Source organism: Bradyrhizobium sp. ORS 111, from assembly GCF_045571485.1.
Classification (GTDB): Bacteria; Pseudomonadota; Alphaproteobacteria; order Rhizobiales; family Xanthobacteraceae; genus Bradyrhizobium.
Genome location: NZ_CP120701.1, coordinates 720,000 through 736,647 on the forward strand (window position 1 = coordinate 720,000; position 16,648 = coordinate 736,647).

General features: G+C 63.6%; 13 protein-coding genes and 1 pseudogene. 5 read left to right on the top strand and 9 right to left on the bottom strand.

Annotation, left to right across the window (positions count from 1 at the left end; all coding sequences use genetic code 11):
* Nucleotides 1-142 precede the first annotated feature (142 nt).
* Nucleotides 143-1,210 carry an acyltransferase family protein gene (locus P6U30_RS03295; protein WP_407168115.1) on the bottom strand — a complete coding sequence of 356 codons (1,068 nt, stop codon included), beginning with the start codon at nt 1,208-1,210 and terminating at the stop codon, nt 143-145.
* A 177-nt stretch (nt 1,211-1,387) separates the two neighbouring features.
* On the opposite strand from P6U30_RS03295, the gene P6U30_RS03300 reads away from it, so the two are divergent.
* From P6U30_RS03300 to P6U30_RS03315, 4 genes are all read left to right on the top strand, one after another.
* On the top strand, nt 1,388-2,707 hold the full coding sequence (locus P6U30_RS03300; RefSeq protein WP_407168116.1) for a UDP-glucose dehydrogenase family protein: 1,320 nt from the start codon (nt 1,388-1,390) through the stop codon (nt 2,705-2,707).
* 120 nt (nt 2,708-2,827) lie between these two features.
* Nucleotides 2,828-5,365 (top strand): ATP-dependent helicase HrpB, encoded by a 2,538-nt coding sequence (gene hrpB, locus P6U30_RS03305; RefSeq protein ID WP_407168117.1) that lies wholly within the window; start codon nt 2,828-2,830, stop codon nt 5,363-5,365.
* Nucleotides 5,366-5,654: 289 nt separating this feature from the next.
* Nucleotides 5,655-7,106, top strand: coding sequence for an NCS1 family nucleobase:cation symporter-1 (locus tag P6U30_RS03310; protein ID WP_407168118.1), 1,452 nt, complete (start codon nt 5,655-5,657; stop codon nt 7,104-7,106).
* A gap of 188 nt (nt 7,107-7,294) precedes the next feature.
* Nucleotides 7,295-7,810, top strand: coding sequence for a TIGR02281 family clan AA aspartic protease (locus P6U30_RS03315; RefSeq protein WP_407149985.1), 516 nt, complete (start codon nt 7,295-7,297; stop codon nt 7,808-7,810).
* Between the two features lie 278 nt (nt 7,811-8,088).
* On the opposite strand, the gene P6U30_RS03320 is transcribed toward P6U30_RS03315, so the two are convergent.
* The 4 genes and pseudogenes from P6U30_RS03320 to P6U30_RS03335 all read right to left on the bottom strand — a co-directional run bounded on the left by P6U30_RS03320 (nt 8,089) and on the right by P6U30_RS03335 (nt 10,603).
* On the bottom strand, nt 8,089-8,574 hold the full coding sequence (locus P6U30_RS03320) for a hypothetical protein (RefSeq protein WP_407168119.1): 486 nt from the start codon (nt 8,572-8,574) through the stop codon (nt 8,089-8,091).
* Between the two features lie 349 nt (nt 8,575-8,923).
* The gene (locus P6U30_RS03325) at nt 8,924-9,316 is read right to left on the bottom strand and encodes a hypothetical protein (RefSeq protein ID WP_407168120.1); all 393 of its coding nucleotides are present in this window, start codon (nt 9,314-9,316) and stop codon (nt 8,924-8,926) included.
* 235 nt (nt 9,317-9,551) lie between these two features.
* Nucleotides 9,552-9,985: pseudogene (locus tag P6U30_RS03330) on the bottom strand (IS701 family transposase); the annotation flags it as partial.
* 12 nt (nt 9,986-9,997) lie between these two features.
* Nucleotides 9,998-10,603, bottom strand: a complete 606-nt coding sequence (locus P6U30_RS03335) for a hypothetical protein (RefSeq protein ID WP_407168121.1) — start codon at nt 10,601-10,603, stop codon at nt 9,998-10,000.
* Between the two features lie 643 nt (nt 10,604-11,246).
* Between P6U30_RS03335 and P6U30_RS03340 the strand changes: the two genes are divergently transcribed.
* Complete coding sequence (locus P6U30_RS03340) at nt 11,247-12,746, top strand: phosphomannomutase/phosphoglucomutase (protein WP_407168122.1); 1,500 nt, start codon at nt 11,247-11,249, stop codon at nt 12,744-12,746.
* A gap of 184 nt (nt 12,747-12,930) precedes the next feature.
* On the opposite strand, the gene P6U30_RS03345 is transcribed toward P6U30_RS03340, so the two are convergent.
* The 4 genes from P6U30_RS03345 to P6U30_RS03360 form a co-directional block, all read right to left on the bottom strand.
* Complete coding sequence (locus P6U30_RS03345; RefSeq protein WP_407168123.1) at nt 12,931-14,397, bottom strand: methyl-accepting chemotaxis protein; 1,467 nt, start codon at nt 14,395-14,397, stop codon at nt 12,931-12,933.
* Nucleotides 14,378-14,689 carry a hypothetical protein gene (locus P6U30_RS03350; protein ID WP_407168124.1) on the bottom strand — a complete coding sequence of 104 codons (312 nt, stop codon included), beginning with the start codon at nt 14,687-14,689 and terminating at the stop codon, nt 14,378-14,380. The genes P6U30_RS03345 and P6U30_RS03350 overlap by 20 nt, the downstream gene beginning before the upstream one ends.
* Before the next feature lie 155 nt (nt 14,690-14,844).
* Nucleotides 14,845-15,345, bottom strand: coding sequence for an Lrp/AsnC family transcriptional regulator (locus P6U30_RS03355; protein ID WP_407168125.1), 501 nt, complete (start codon nt 15,343-15,345; stop codon nt 14,845-14,847).
* A 76-nt stretch (nt 15,346-15,421) separates the two neighbouring features.
* Nucleotides 15,422-16,372: a sugar kinase gene (locus P6U30_RS03360; RefSeq protein ID WP_407168126.1), complete on the bottom strand. Its 951-nt coding sequence runs from the start codon at nt 16,370-16,372 to the stop codon at nt 15,422-15,424.
* Between the last annotated feature and the right edge of the window lie 276 nt (nt 16,373-16,648).

The window sequence follows — 16,648 nt, forward strand, 5'->3', positions numbered from 1 at the left end:
GCGGGAGAATTGTTTCGTCGGGCGCTCTGCGACGAAACATTCGGGACCAAAAGGCCAATCATTTCAATATGCGGAAAATTCGATCGGCCGGAGACCGCCCGTTTGGAACGAATCCGGCCGTGACTTTCAGCACTACCGGGACTTATCCGGCCGCTTGCAGCGCGGGCGCGGCCTTTTTTGGCGCAATCCAGAACGCATCGGGCCGCTCGAACAGGAAATTGGCCCGTGCCGCCAGCGCCAGGCGCCAGATCAGGAGGGAGCCGGCCACGCCGGCGGCGGTCACGATCAGCGAGATCAGGCCGATGTCGTGGATCACGTCGATCCGCAGCAGGGCCGTCCGCGTCGCGGCCATCGGCAGGAAGAAGGCGAGGTAGATGACGATGGAGTGCTCACCACAGAAGCGCAGGAAATCGAGCCGATGCGCACGCGCCAAGAGCGTACCGATCACGATGATCGCACAGGCGCCGGAGAGGCCGAGCGCCAACGAGAGAAGCGGCCATTCGCTCACGTCGAGCGCGACTAGCCCGCCATTGACGAGCGCCCAGAGCCCCAGCCCGAGAAGCGCAAGCAAAGGCCGCGCCCGGGCGCGGTCCGACAACGCGAACACATAATCGGCGAGGATGTAGCCGGTGAAGAAATAGACGAAGCGCGCGCAGAACTCGTCGATCGCCGTCCAGCCCGTCGTCAGATGCGTCATCTCGAGCGCCGCGGCGATCAGCCAGATGACAAGCGGGTGAACATTGCGTGTCAGTTTGGTGACGACGAAGAAGATCGGCAGCAGATAGATGAACCACAGCGTGCCGAACGGCTCGATGAAGGATTCGAGATACAGCAGTCCAACCTGACCCCAGCCCGTTTCGGCAGCGAGCGACGGTGCCTTGAAGCCGAACTGGATCGTCACCCACAGCACATAGAAATAAGCGAAGTGCATCACCTTGCGGTCGAGATAGGTGCGCCAATCGCGATCGATCACGACCGACAGGAACAGCCCGGAAATCAGGAAGAAGTCGGGCATCCGGAACGGCTTCGCGAACATCACCACATAATGCATGAAGCCGGTCTGATCGGCGGCTTTCTCCACGCCCAGCACCGAGTGCATCATCACGACCATGACGATGCAGATACCCTTGGCATAGTCGACCCAGTCGACGCGCCCGCCGGCGCCCCTCGTGGAACGGTCTGTCGCAGCGGCTGTGCCGTTTATGGTCATCTTTGTCCTGTTTCGGCGTGATCGGGTGCATCATCGGCCCGATCGGTTGCTTTCTCCTTTATTCATACAAATGACATGCCGCGGGGCCGGTGCTTTTCCACGTTTCCCTTGGCCGGTAAATGTTCTAAGAGGCGCACGAATCCCAGGGGTCGTTAACCATAGAAAGCGGGTTGTTTCATGCGCATTGCCATGATTGGCACGGGGTATGTGGGGCTGGTGTCGGGCGCCTGTTTTGCGGATTTCGGCCACCAGGTGACGTGCGTGGACAAGGATGCCAGCAAGATCGCGGCGCTCCATCGGGGCGAAATCCCGATCTTCGAGCCCGGTCTCGACGCGCTGGTCGCGGCCAATGTGAAGGCCAGGCGGCTCGAATTCACCACTGATCTGGCGGCGCCGGTTGCGGAGGCGGATGCGGTCTTCATCGCGGTCGGCACGCCGTCGCGGCGCGGCGATGGTCACGCCGACCTCACCTATGTCTATGGCGCGGCGCGCGAGATCGCAGCGGCGCTGAAGGGTTTCACCGTCGTCGTCACCAAGTCGACCGTGCCGGTCGGCACCGGTGATGAGGTGGAGCGACTGATCCACGAGGCCAACCCCGCGGCCGACGTCGTCGTCGCCTCCAATCCCGAATTCCTGCGCGAGGGCGCCGCGATCCGCGACTTCAAGTTCCCCGATCGCATCGTGGTCGGCACATCAGATGAACGCGGCCGCAAGGTGCTCGGCGACATCTACCGGCCGCTGTCGCTCAACCAGGCGCCGCTGATGTTCACGGCACGGCGCACGGCCGAGCTGATCAAATACGCCGCCAACGCGTTCCTCGCGACCAAGATCACCTTCATCAACGAGATCGCCGATCTCTCCGAAAAGGTCGGCGCCGACGTGCAGGAGGTCGCGCGCGGCATCGGTCTCGACAACCGCATCGGCTCAAAGTTCCTGCACGCGGGGCCGGGCTTCGGCGGCTCCTGCTTCCCGAAGGATACCCGTGCGCTGATCAAGATCGCGCAGGACCACGACGTGCAGTTGCGCATCGTCGAGGCGGTGCTCGGCGTCAACGACAATCGCAAGCGTGCCATGGCACGCAAGGTTGCGAGCCTCTCCGGCGGCAGCCTGCGCGGCAAGACCATCGCGGTGCTCGGTCTCACCTTCAAGCCCGACACTGACGACATGCGCGAGGCGCCGTCGATCCCGCTCGTCACCGGCCTGCTCGACATGGGCGCCAAGGTGCGGGCGCATGATCCGGTCGGCATGGAGCAGGCACGCAAGGAGCTGCCTGATATCGAGTATTGCGACGATCCCTATGCGTGCGCGAAGGGTGCCGACGCCATGGTCGTCGTCACCGAATGGGTGCAGTACCGCACGCTCGACCTCGATCGGCTCAAGGCGGAGCTGAGGCAGCCGGTCGTGATCGATCTGCGCAACATCTATCGCCCCGAGGATATGGCTGCCCACGGCTTTGCCTACGACAGCGTCGGCCGCGCGCCGTTGCCGCGGGCTTAACCTCAATGCCACTGTCATCCCCGCCTTAGGCGGGGTATCCAGTAGGCCCGGTCTTTGCGGCCGGGCACGACGGTGGTTACTGGATCACCCGCCTGCGCGGGTGATGACGGATGATTGGTTTTGCCGCGCAAGTTTGATACGCCGCTTCCCATCGATGCCGTGCTCGATGAGCTCGACCGCACGCTCGCCGGCCACAACGCCGCGGTGCTGGTCGCTCCGCCCGGCGCCGGCAAGACCACGCGCGTGCCGCTCGCGCTGCTGGATGCGTCCTGGGCGAAGGGCAAGAAGATCATCGTGCTGGAGCCGCGCCGCATCGCCGCGCGCGCCAGTGCCGAGCGGATGGCGAAGACGCTCGGCGAACGCGCAGGCGAGACGGTCGGTTATCGCGTCCGCTTCGGCTCGAAGGTGTCGCGCACGACGCGGATCGAGGTCGTGACCGAAGGCATCTTCTCGCGGCAGATCCTCGACGATCCCGAGCTCAACGGTGTGGCCGCCGTGCTGTTCGACGAATTTCACGAGCGTTCGCTCGACGCCGATCTCGGGCTCGCGCTGGCGCGCGACGCGCAGACCGGCCTGCGCGAAGACCTGCGCATCCTCGTGATGTCGGCGACCCTCGACGGCGCGCGCGTCGCGAAGCTGCTCGGCGATGCACCGGTGGTCGAAAGCGAGGGCCGCGCCTTTCCGGTCGAGACCCGCTATCTCGGTCGCAAGGTCGATGTGCCGCTGGAGCGCCAGATGGCGGACGCGATCGCTACTGCACTGCGTGCCGATGCCGGTTCGGTGCTCGCCTTCCTGCCGGGTGCGGCCGAAATCCGCCGCACCCAGGCCTTGCTCGCCGAGCGTGTGCAGGATCCTTCGGTCGAGATCGTGCCGCTGTTCGGCGCGCTCGAGGCCGGCGTGCAGGACCGCGCCATCGCGCCGGCGCCCAAGGGCATCCGCAAGGTGGTGCTCGCGACGTCGATCGCCGAGACGTCGCTGACCATCGAGGGGGTCCGCATCGTGGTTGACTCCGGGATGGCGCGGGTGCCGCGCTACGAGCCTGATATTGCGCTGACGCGGCTGGAAACCGTTCGCGCCTCGCGCGCAGCGGTCGACCAGCGGCGCGGCCGTGCCGGCCGCATCGAGCCCGGCGTGTGCTACCGACTGTGGGACGAGCCGCAAACCGCGTCGCTCCCGGCCTATACCGCGCCCGAAATCCTGTCCGCCGACCTGTCGTCGCTGGTGCTCGACCTCGCGCAATGGGGCGTCAGCGATCCTGCCGGCCTTGCCTTCCTTGATCCGCCGCCGGCGCCGGCGCTGAAGGAGGCGAAATCGCTGCTGAGCGAGCTCGGCGCGCTCGATCGCGACGGCCGCATCACCGCGGAGGGCAACAGCCTGCGCGCGCTGGCGCTGCCGCCGCGGCTGGCGCGCATGATCGTGGATTCGGCGCGGTTCGGCGCAGCCGAAGAGGCGGCGATGATCGCGGCCGTCCTGACCGAGCGCGGCCTCGGCGGCGACAGCGTCGATCTCGATGTCAGGCTGGATCAGTTCCGCCGCGACCGTTCGCAGCGTGCAACGAGCGCGCGCAGCATGGCGCAGCGTTGGGCCGCGCAGGTCGAACGATCTGAAACACGTCCCTCTTCTCCCTCCCCCCTTGCGGGGGAGGGCCGGGGAGGGGGGCCCACAAAGGCGGCAGCGATTGATGAAGGAGATCTCTCCACCGGCGTGATGCTGGCCTTCGCTTTCCCGGATCGCGTCGCGAAGAATCGCGGCAATGGCAGCTTCGTGCTCGCCAATGGCCGCGGTGCCGCTGTCGAGCAGACCGCGGCGCTGGCGCGGGCACCTTACATTGCCGTCGCCGAGCTGACCGGCACGGCCGCCAGCGGCCGCATCCTGCTGGCGGCGCCGATCACCCAGGACGAGATCGAGCAACGCTTCGCCGACCAGATCGAAGCGATCGAAGAGGTGACCTTCGATCGCAGCGCGATGGCGCTGCGTGCGCGCCGCAGGCGTTCGCTGCATGCGATCACGCTGTCGGAAGCGCCGATGTCGCTGTCGCCATCGGCTGAGACCGCGCGGATCTTCGCCGATGGGCTGATTGCCGCGGGGCTCGACCGGCTGCCCTGGTCGAAACAGGCCAAGCAATGGCGCGACCGCGTCATGTTCCTGCGCAAGGCCGAGGGCGAGAGCTGGCCCGATCTGTCCGATGCCGCGCTTGCTGCCCGCGCCGACGACTGGCTGGCGCCGGCGCTGTACGACAAGATCGCGCTGAAGGATCTCTCCGCCGGCGACCTGTCGGATGCGCTGATGGCGCTGCTGCCATGGGAGCTGCGGGCCCGGCTCGATCGCGAGGCGCCGACGCATTTCGAGGCGCCGACCGGCACGCAGCTTGCGATCGACTATGAGGCCGAGCAGGGGCCGACAATCGCGGTGCGGTTGCAGGAGCTGTTCGGGCTCAACACCCATCCCTCGATCGCGAAGGGCGCGGTGCCGCTGGTGCTGGAGCTGCTGTCGCCGGCACAGCGGCCGGTGCAGGTGACGCGCGACCTGCCGGGTTTTTGGCGCGGCAGTTACGCCGCCGTGCGATCCGATCTGCGCGGCCGCTATCCACGCCACCCCTGGCCAGAGGATCCCGCCAACGCGATGCCGACCCGGCGGGTGAAACCGCGCGGCACTTAGTCTTACTGCGTCACAAACCCCGTAACCCTCATGGTGAGGAGCGCGGAACGCGCGTCTCGAACCATAAGGCCCCATCTGTGGCCTACATCCTTCGAGACGCCCGCTTCGCGGTCCCCCCAGGATGAGGAGATACAACATCTGCAACGCAGTAAGATTAGACCGTGAACTGACGGACCTGCTGCCCCCACTTTTCCTGATCATTCCCGGTTGTGGCGCTGGCGGGCGTCGGCAAACGGTGGTTAGATTTGCGCGTCGGGATCACAGGCTTGCACTTTGTGGGGAGGCTGCCTTGGAGATCAAGAACGCATCGCCGTCGCTTTACAATGAGGATCTGGCGCCGGCCAGGGAGCGCAACTGGGGCGCCTTCAGCATCTTCAACGTCTGGACCTCTGACGTCCACAGCCTCTGGGGCTACTATCTCGCGGCCAGCCTGTTCCTGCTCTGCGGCAGCTTCGTCAACTTCATCCTGGCGATCGGCGTCGGCTCGCTGGTGATCTTTTTCCTGATGAGTCTGATCGGCAATGCCGGCGTGAAGACCGGCGTGCCCTATCCGGTGCTGGCGCGCGCCTCGTTCGGCGTATGGGGCGCCAATATCCCGGCGCTGGTGCGCGCCATCGTTGCCTGCTTCTGGTACGGCGCGCAGACGGCGGCGGCATCGGGCGCGATCGTCGCGCTGCTCACCCGCATCGATGGCTTCAAGTCGTTCCATCAGTCCACCCATGTGCTCGGCCATTCCGGCTTGGAGGTCATCTGCTTCGTCGTGATCTGGGCGCTGCAGCTCCTGATCATCCAGCGCGGCATGGAGACGGTGCGTCGCTTCCAGGACTGGGCGGGCCCGGCCGTGTGGCTCATGATGCTGATCCTCGCGATCTATCTCTGCATCATGGCCGGCGGCATCTCGCTCACCGCACCGATCCCGCAGGACGTGCTGCTGGAGAAGACCAAGGACGCCGGCGTGCCCGGCGAGCCCGGCACGTGGCCCGCGCTGTGCGCGGTCGCCGCGACCTGGATCACCTATTTCGCGGCACTGTATCTCAACTTCTGCGACTTCTCGCGTTACGCGCCTGACGCGGCCGCGCTGCGCAAGGGCAATATCTGGGGCCTGCCGGTCAACCTGATCCTGTTCTCGCTGGTCGCCGGCGTCACCACCATCGCGGCGTTCAATGTCTATCACGAGGTGCTGCTGCATCCCGACCAGATCTCGGCGAAGTTCGATAGCTGGTTCCTGGCGCTGCTGGCCGCGATCACTTTTGCGGTGGCGACGCTCGGCATTAACGTCGTCGCCAATTTCGTCTCGCCCGCATTCGATTTCTCCAACGTGTTCCCGCGGCAGATCGACTTCAAGAAGGGCGGCTATATCGCGGCGCTGATTGCGCTCGTGCTCTATCCCTTCGCGCCCTGGGAGGGCAGCGCAGCCTCGTTCGTCGGGCTGATCGGCGCGACGATGGGGCCGATCTTCGGGATCATGATGGTCGACTATTATCTGATCGCGAAGGGCAGGGTGAACGTGCCGGCGTTGTACCAGGAAGACGGCGAATACCGCTTCCAGAACGGCTGGAACGTCAGTGCACTGGTCGCCGCAGCGGTCGGCGCGCTGTTCTCGTCGATCCTGCCGAACTTCACCTCGCTGTTGCCGTCCTGGTGGGCGGTCTATGGCTGGTTCTTCGGTGTCGGGATTGCCGGTGCGGTCTACTACGCGCTGCGTACGGCGATGCCGAGCCCGGTCGCCAGGACCGCCTGAGACGATGGCAGCGGACGCCGGATCAGGCGGTCGATGCCGGTCGGCCGTCCTGAGCGAGCTTTCCACTGGTTCGCATTAACCCTTCGCTCATCCTTTTCATCAAAATGACAGGCTCGGTCCCATGGCGTCGCTCGCGGCGGGATGTCCGGCGTGGTCAAATTGCATTTTCGGTTTTCCGAGTTGGTGTCATGCGTAACCTGATGATTTTCGCGGCCATCATGATCGGGCTGGGCACGTTCATGGCACAGATGGCCAGCAAGATGACACCAGCCGCGGCGACCACAGCACAAGCGAAGGCTGCAGCCCCCACCCTTACCGTGGCGCAAGCCAGCGCCCGCACGCTGACGATCCCGCCGGACGCCCGCGGTCACTTCGCGACCGACGGCCGCATCGATGGCCAGCGCATCGGCTTCATGGTCGACACCGGCGCATCGGTGGTTGCGCTGAACGAGACCTCCGCGGCACGCTTCGGCCTGCGTCCCGTGCCGGGCGATTACACCGCGCGCGTCACCACCGCCAACGGCACCATCAAGGCGGCGCGCACCCGCATCGCCATGATCGAGCTCGGCGGCCTCATCGTGCGCGACGTCGATGCCATGGTGCTGCCCGACGAGGCGCTGTCGGAAAACCTGCTCGGCCTGTCCTTCCTGTCGAAGCTGAAGCGTTTCGAATACGCCAACGGCAGGCTCGTGCTGGAGCAGTAAGGCCGATTGGCATCAAAGCCCTATCCAAGTCTTCCGCTGGATGTCTTTCTCCGTGATGCGGATGGTCTCCTCAGAACGGCAGAAAATTCGGCCGAAACAGAGCAGGGCGGACATCCAAGTAGCCTCGCGGGAGTTCAGAGCGCTGCTTGTTCACATTTTGGGAATGAGAGGGTAACCGAGTCGATCTTCGCGACGGCGCGGCATTTGCGCCAGACGTTCGCGAGCAACACCAGACCTGAAGCGCTCGCGCAGAGTGTCGAGCCGGTCTCCCGGCGCACCTACTGTAAGTCCCTATTGTACTCCCTAATTTCGTGATCCTGATCGTCGACATTCGGATAGCGCTCTACCTTATAGCAGTAAATCCTGTCACCCAATTTGTATATCGAGCGTTTTACACGCTCGTCGTTGTCCGGCGATTTTCCAATAAGAGATATGCCCAGACCGCGATCGTCACCCTCCAGCGCCAGCCTATCCATCGCAAAAGAAAAACCGGATAGACACGCTGTCGGCACGTCAGTCCATTGCCCATTGTGTTCGATGCGCATCGAGCGTTCAAAGTTTGCTCCAAACCCTTCCTTTTCCGGGTTACGATCGCAAACCGGTTTGAGGGAACGAAGCTCGATCCTTGCAAGATCTTGACCTTTGTAATTTTTGAAACTCAAGATCGCAACATCCGCCGCACACCAGGGACTAGAGTTCGCCATACATAACGTTGAACTGGCAAATAGAAGCAATATAGCTCCGGCGAGCGCGATCGCCTTCATCGACATGACTCAATATTTGTATCGATTCCAATCCGGCATCCGCCCTGCCGTTGGCTTGCCGTTATGCCAATACAACCTGCTCCCATACCAAGTTCCGACCCACGCTTTATAACCTGGAGTTTTCTGAGAATAAGCCTCCGCATTTCTTAGATCTCTCTCACTTTCTCGCTGATCTTCCCAGTGCATATGCCCCCGTGCGACCGCACCGTTATCGCCAAGTCCCACGCCACCGCCGAGCGCTCCGTCTTGGAATCCGCGCGCTATCTGATCGTAGTAATATAGTCCGCCTCGCTTATGAATTTCCACGCCCAACTCGGGCCTGGGCCAGCTTGGCATTTTTCGTAAATGTCTATTGCGGAGTCACCTCTACGCACTGACCAGGGTCTGAAATACAGAACTCAGTTTTCCCGGTAGTCTGATCGATTTTCCAAGAGCCTAACACGGGCAATCCCCCAAAAATGTTTGAAATCCCTCCCTGTACGTTAAGTCCTTCGCCGGTCGATTTATCCGGAAAGCCGGGCCTCTCGGTGCATTGACCGGTTAATTGCTTAGTCTCGGCGTCGAGGACTGCTGTGCAGTGGTGAAGCTTCTGGTTCTTGTGGTCGAGGCGTTCGACAGCATAATGGTTTACCCCAGTCTCCACAGTCGCAAACTCAGCGAAAATTTCGTAATCCGCAGCCAGCCCAACGGTCGCCGTCACGGTTAGCGAAAGTGCGAGTATCCCGGTCTTCAGAAGCTTCATGAGACCTCTCCATGTCTTCCCCTGTGATGCGGACCATGTCCCCATTTCGGCAGAAATTCGGACCACGTCCACTATTGCGTCGAAAGCGAAAGAAGATTCGTCGCGCTAAAGGCCGTGCCGCGGACCATTTGATGGCGCTTCCAGAAGCGTGATCCAAGTTCCAGAACGAAGCCTCGAATCATGCGCTCCGAACTTAGCTATTTGAATGGACCGCCATCACCCCCGATGCTTGCCCGGCAAGGTGCGAGTACTGGAGGAATGGGTACGCGATCAAGGCCATAAGAGCATGATGATGGAGGCCTTTCCGGGACCGTCCCTCGAAGTGATCGGGCCCCGTTCCTCTTTCAACTGCTGATAGGCCCATCCATCGGGCTTTGATCGTGGCGCTAACGTGCGCAGGTCCGATTTGGTCGGCAGATCGGCGAGATACTTCTTCTCTCCCGACGCCCTGTGTTCACCGATGAGGCAGGCTTCGTCCCCCAGAAGATGCTGCTGGCCCATGTCCTTGATCCGCTGAGGAGGTCCATCAGCGAGCGGTCTGCGCGCGAACCGCGGCGAAGCGAGCTTCCAGCCGGCCCTTGGTCCCGTTTCGCCAACTCGCATTTGCCACTCGGCATTGGCCAGCGTGTCTTCGGCCGCCGTCGACAATACATCGGGGATGTGTCGCTCGACTGCGGTTATCTAGTAGCCCTTATACTCTCTGACACTCAGGAGGTTTGGATTACCCTCAACCGGGGTCGCCACTAACAAACCAGTTGGGTCGGCAGCGGTGATTGTTCTCAAATTATTGCTACCGGGTTCTGAGAACGTTAGCGTATGTCCATAAACCCCACCGAAATTCGTAGGTTTGGCATTGTCAGTGGCAGTGATTGTGAGATTGCGGTTGGCAGTAGTAACCTGCGGGCCTTCTGGCGGGGTGCCAGTCGAGTTTTTTGCGTAAAAATAGCTGTCAACTTTACCATGTTCAAGCAAGGGAATTGCGCCACGGTGTGATGGAAGAGAGTCTGTTGGCGTCGGATTAGCGTGGCCGCTAAATGGAGCAGCTTTGGCTGCGCCTTGATCCGAACCGCTGGGATCGCCGCCTGCAGCCGGCGCATCGGCATCGGGCTGACCGGCTCCCGTTGCTGGCTGTCGCTGCGGCGGGCCTTGCGGCTGGGACTGAGCCAGTTGAATCTGCGCCTGTTGAGTTACGCCATCCGCGGCAAACGGATCGTGGTCAACGGGAACGAGCGAGTAGTCATCGAAATCCGGCTGATGGTCCACCGGCACCAGAGAGTAATCAGGCATGGTCATCACCTACAGATATTGCGTATTGCGGACACGTTCGGGTGAGCCCGTGCGTGACCGCACCTCGCGGAGAGGGCTGGGTTGGCTTTCGGTGTTTGAAGGCAAGTGCTTGAAGGATGGCTTGCGCGATGGCGCGGAAGTGTCGCTTCCGGTTCGGCTTGCCCACCGTCTTCGCCGGGCGCCCGTCTATCGGCGGGGTCGGCCCTGGCTGTCGTCACCGGTTCGGTTCGCTGCGGCGGCCAATTTCGGCGCGCTCGGCAGTGCATTGGCCGACAGCGTCTTGTCCGATTCAAAAAGCCCGCAGCGGATTTTCCGGTGCGGGCTTAATTGTTGCGACGATGAAAATGTACCGGTGAGTTGCCCGACGTGTCAACTATTCGACGCGCAGATTGCAGAGCGCCGGCAATACCCGTCCTTGCCTGGCGCCACCCCTGCAGAAACCATGCTGGGTCGGAGCGATTAGCGGTCAAGCAGCTCGTAGGGCGCAACAGCGCGGCGTATTGCGCCGGCGGGCAAGTATTTCGCCGACGCCAAATCTGCCGCAATTATTGGCCAAAAGCCGTCAATCCTGCCTTCCGCTGCGGCGATGCATTCGCTAAAGCCAGCGGCATTGTTCCTCCGCACTCCCACGAGGCCATTCCTGATGTTCCCCAAGCCGAAAGCCGCGCTGGTTCCGAATACCTATGCCTTCGAATCCGAGCCGATGGTGAAGTCGACCGGGTTTCGCGAATACGATGCGCGCTGGCTGTTCAACAAGGAAATCAACCTGATGGGCGTGCAGGCGCTGGGCATGGGGCTCGGCGCGCTGATCGCGGAGCTCGGCGTCCGCCAGGAGATCGTCACCGGCCACGATTTCCGCGGCTATTCGGCCTCGATCAAATACGCGCTGATCTCGGGCCTGATGGCGGCGGGTTGCAAGGTGCACGACATCGGGCTTGCGGTCACGCCGATGTCATACTTCGCGCAGTTCGATCTCGATGTGCCCTGCGTCGCGATGGTCACCGCCTCGCATAACGACAATGGCTGGACCGGGGTGAAGATGGGTGCCAACCGGCCGCTCACTTTCGGCCCGGACGAGATGACGCGGCTGAAGGAGATCGTGCTCAACGCCGAGTTCAGGAACAAGGCGGGCGGCTCCTACCAATTCCACGAGAACTATCCGGCGCGTTACATCGCCGACCTCACCAACCGGCCGAAGCTGAAGCGGAAGCTGAAGGTCGTGGCGGCCTGCGGCAACGGCACCGCGGGCGCATTCGCGCCGCAGGTGCTGGAGGCGATCGGCTGCGAGGTGATCCCGCTCGACACCGAGCTCGACCACACCTTCCCGAAATACAATCCGAATCCCGAAGACATGGAGATGCTGCACGCGATCCGCGATGCGGTGCTGGCGCACAAGGCGGATGTGGGCCTGGGCTTCGACGGCGACGGCGATCGCTGCGGCGTGGTCGACAATACCGGCGAGGAAATCTTCGCCGACAAGGTCGGCGTGATGCTGGCGCGCGACATGTCGGCGATCCACCAGAACGCGCAGTTCGTCGTCGACGTGAAGTCGACGGGACTGTTCGTCACCGACCCCGTACTGCAAAAGCAGGGCGCGACGACGGTCTATTGGAAGACCGGCCATTCCTACATGAAGCGCCGCACCAACGAATTGGGCGCGCTCGCCGGTTTCGAGAAGTCCGGCCACTTCTTCTTCAACAAGCCGTTCGGTCGCGGCTATGACGACGGCCTCGTCTCGGCGATCGCGATCTGCGAGATGCTCGACCGCGCGCCCGGCAAGTCGATGGCCGACCTCAAGAACGCGCTGCCCAAGACGTGGTCGTCGCCGACCATGTCACCGCATTGTGCCGATGAGGCGAAGTATGGCGTCGTCGATGCGGTGGTGAAGCACTTCGAGGCGTTGCAGCAGAAGGGCGGCGAGGTCGCAGGCCAGCCGATCCGCGATCTCGTCACCGTCAACGGCGTGCGCGTCACGGTCGCGGACGGCAGTTGGGGCCTGGTGCGCGCATCCTCGAACAAGCCGGAGCTGGTGGTCGTCGTCGAAAGCCCCGTCAGCGAGCAGCGCATGCGCGACATGTTCGAAGCGATGGATTCCGTGCTGCGCACGCATCCCGAGGTCGGCGAGTACAATCAGAAGATCTGAACGGAATTGCCGCATACAAGCCTGTCATCACCCGCGCATGCGGGTGATCTAGTACGCCGCGGCCCCCGGTCGAAAAACGACCGCCTCTGGAATACTGGGTCGCCCGCCGGAGCCTGTCATCGGGCGCGCGTTCGCGCGACCCGGTGGCGGGCGACGACAGTTGAGTGGATTGGCGACAGGCTCGTCACGCCGCCCGCAGCGAGCCGAGGAAACCGTCGAGCTCGGCCTTCAGCCACTCCGACTGCGACGACAGGCCGTTGGCTGCGTCGAGCAGTTGCGCGGTCGCTTGGCCGGCCTGTTCGGACGCCTGGTTGACGCTCAGGATGCCTTTGTTCACCTCCCTGGTGCGGTCGGCGGCCTGCTGCAGGTTTCCGGAGATCTCGCGAGTCGCGACGCCTTGCTGGTCGACGGCCGCGGCGATCTCGCCGGAGATCTGGTCGATCTCGGCGATGGTGCCGCCGATCGCCTCGATGGCATTGACGGCCTCCGCAGTCGCGGTCTGGATATCCTGAATCTGCGCGGCGATTTCCTCGGTCGCCTTGGCGGTCTGGTTGGCGAGCGCCTTGACCTCGCTCGCGACCACTGCAAATCCCCGTCCGTGCTCGCCGGCACGAGCTGCCTCGATCGTCGCGTTCAGCGCCAGCAGGTTGGTTTGGCTGGCGATGCTCTGGATCAGCGTCACCACCTCGCCGATCTTCTGCGTGCCGGCGGCGAGGCCGTCGACCACGGTATTGGTGCGCCGCGCGTCCCCGGCGGCTTTGGCGGCGATCCGCGTGGAGCGGGTCACCTGCTCGGCGATGTTGTTGATCGAAGCGGTCAGCTCTTCCGTCGCCGACGCCACCGTTTCCACATTGGTCGATGCCAGCGCGGATGCGGAGGCGGCTGCCGTGGCTTGGCGCATGGTTTCCGCGTTGCTGCCGTTCATAGATGCCGACAGGGCCTGCATTGCGCTCGCTGCCGCCGCAACGGCCTCGACGACGCCGGCAATCTTGCGCTCGAAGGCCGCGGCGAGTTCGCCCCTCGCCGCATCACGGTCTCGCTTCGCCTGCTCGGCCTCGAGACGAGTCACGTTGGCGCGCGCCTCCGCAGCACTGGCTGCTTCGGCCTCCGCCGCTTTCTCGGCCGCCGTCGCGAACAGGCGGGCGAGCGTGTGCGCAAGCCAGATCAGAACCCCGGCCTCGATCAGGAGAATGGCGGCATGGAGAACGACGCGGCCAAGGTCGCCGCCGCCCGGGTAGATGGCGGCCGGCAGAATGAAGTTCAGGGTCAGATGATGCAGCGCGACGGCCACCGTGCCCGCGACGATGGGCCGATAGTCGCAATAGGCGACCAGGCATGCCAGCGCGGCAAAGAAGTACATGTGCATGTCGACCTGCCAGGCGTGGCCGACGAACTGGAACACGAACATCGAGACGCCGGCCATCAAGGCCACGGCAACGATCATCTGGGTCGCGGCGCCGCTTCCTGACATGCGCCAGGATATTGTCGCCGACAGCGCCATCGCCACCATGAAGACGGTCGGCGTGAGCCAGTCGGCATGAAGCGAGACGCCGATGAGGGCCGCGATCGGAACATGCAGCCACAGCACTGCGAGCAGTATCCTGCTGGCGGTCTCGCGCAGGGCGGCCATGTCATCGCCTTCGAAGGTCATCCCCAACCCCCACACCGTCATCGGCCTTGATGCAGGCAGCGACCGCCTGCGGGTCAATGGTCAGCCAGGCTCCGGCCTCGTACAGTCGGTTCAGCCCGCCATCGCGGTCGGGCCGCACCACCAGCAGCGTCGGAACGGCCGTCATCCGGACGATCGACGCATGGGCGGATGCGGCGGCCAGAAGCGTGCGCTCCGCCCCCCACCATGGTGGAAAGGCCACGGCGATCACTTCGGCTCCTGCACGGACTTGCAACGACAGTGCTGTGACCGCGATCCAACTCGCGATCAGCAACGCAACCGCCCCCAGCCATGCCGGCCATCGCGTCGTCGGGATGATGTCCCCCGGCTCCATGGCGCGATGATACCGCCGGCGGAACTAACTTCAGGTTAAATGCACTGCCGGACAACTACCTGGGAGCGTGCCGTGGTCGCGGCGAGTGTCGGCGATTACGCCGCCGGCACCGGCAACGCTGTGACCGACTTGATCTTCTCCATCGCGAAGCGCGAGGTGACGTTCTTCAGCGGCACGGCGCTGATCAGCTTCTTGTAGAAGATGTCATAGCTCTGCATGTCGGCGACCACGACGCGCAGCATGTAGTCGACATCGCCGGCCATCCGGTAGAACTCCATCACCTCGGGCATCGCGCTCACAGCGTCGGCGAATTTGCGCAGCCAGGCATCCGAATGGTCGGCGCTTTCGACCGACACGAACACGGAGATGCCGAGCCCGATCTTGTTCTGGTCGACAAGCGCCACCCGGCGCAGGATCACGCCGTCGGCTTCCAGGCGCTGGATGCGCTTCCAGCACGGCGTCGACGACAGCCCGACCCGGTCGCCGATCTCGGCGACGGAGAGCGAGGCATCTTCCTGCAGGACGGTCAGGATCTTGCGATCGATCGCGTCGAGGCGGCGGCTATCCTGGTGAATCGGAACGGCGACGTCTGTCATAGAAGAAAGTTCCATATGATCGGTTGATATCCGTCATATATAGAAAAATCTTCTCAAGCAAGTGGTTCCTCGTCCCCTAAGCCGGCCGTGCGTCCTGCTGCTCCGCCAAAAATCCTTCAACTTCAGCACGTTGCGGTGCGGCATAAGCGCCCCCGAAGCGGGTGCACTTCAGCGCTGCGGCGGCGGAGGCGAATCGCAGCGCCTGCCGCAGCTCCTGCTGCTCGGTGATGGCGAGCGTAAACGCACCATGGAAGATGTCCCCGGCGCCGAGTGTGTCGACGGCGTGGACCGGAAAGGCGCAGGTCTCTTCCAGCTCCCCCTTCTCGTTCAGCCAGATCGTGCCCCGCGGGCCGCGCGTGGCGGCGAGAAAGGATGCGCTGAGCCTGGCTATTTTCCGGAGCGCGGCGCCGTCATCGGTGACGCCGGCCGTCTCTTGCAGCGGTCCGCTGGAGAAGATCAGGTGGGACGAGGCGGACAACAGCCCGTCCTCCAGCGACATCACGCGGTCGACGTCGACGATCACGGGGATCCCGCGCCTGTTCGCCTCGGCGCAAAGCTCCGTGCAGAACGGCGCGCAGCGGCTCTCGGTCAGGATCGCCGCGCAATCCTCCAGCAATAGCTCGGTCGGCGGCAGTTTCACGTTCCACAGCCCGGGATCGCGGAAGGTGACGTTGGTGCGCTCGCCGCCCGAATCGATCATGACGGTCGTGATCGGAGTGGCCAGATCGGGCACGTGCACGATGTGCGTGGTCTCGACGCCCTCCTCGGCGAGCTTGTCGAAGATGAAGCGGCTCGAGGTCTCCAGCGAATCGCCCATCGGCCCGCACAGCGAGGCGCGGCCCCCGAGCCGCACGATGCCGATCGCGGCGTTGAGCCCGTTGCCGCCGCAGATCTCTTCGAAATGCGTGGCGCGCGCCTTCGACCCGCGCGGAGGCACGCCGCTGACGCGGAAGGTGAGGTCTCGCACCGGCATGCCGATGCAGAGAATGCGCGGCGGAGTTTTCGGCGCGCCGGTCTGAAAGTTCATGCGGGGTACGTCATGACGGCTCTGCCAAACCCTGCGTCCGGATCCAATCTAAAGCGCGATGAGATGAAGTTGAACGAGAGCGGCACCGGAGATTCACCTCTCCCTTGGGAGAGGTCGGCGCGTAGCGCCGGGTGAGGGGTTACTGTCTCTCATTGGAGCCGCGGCCCCTCACCCGATTTGCTGCGCAAATCGACCTCTCCCCGTCGGGGAGAGGTGAACCGCCTTTGCGGTCGAGCTGATTCCATCTTAACTCATCTTGCTCTGGCGAGATGATGT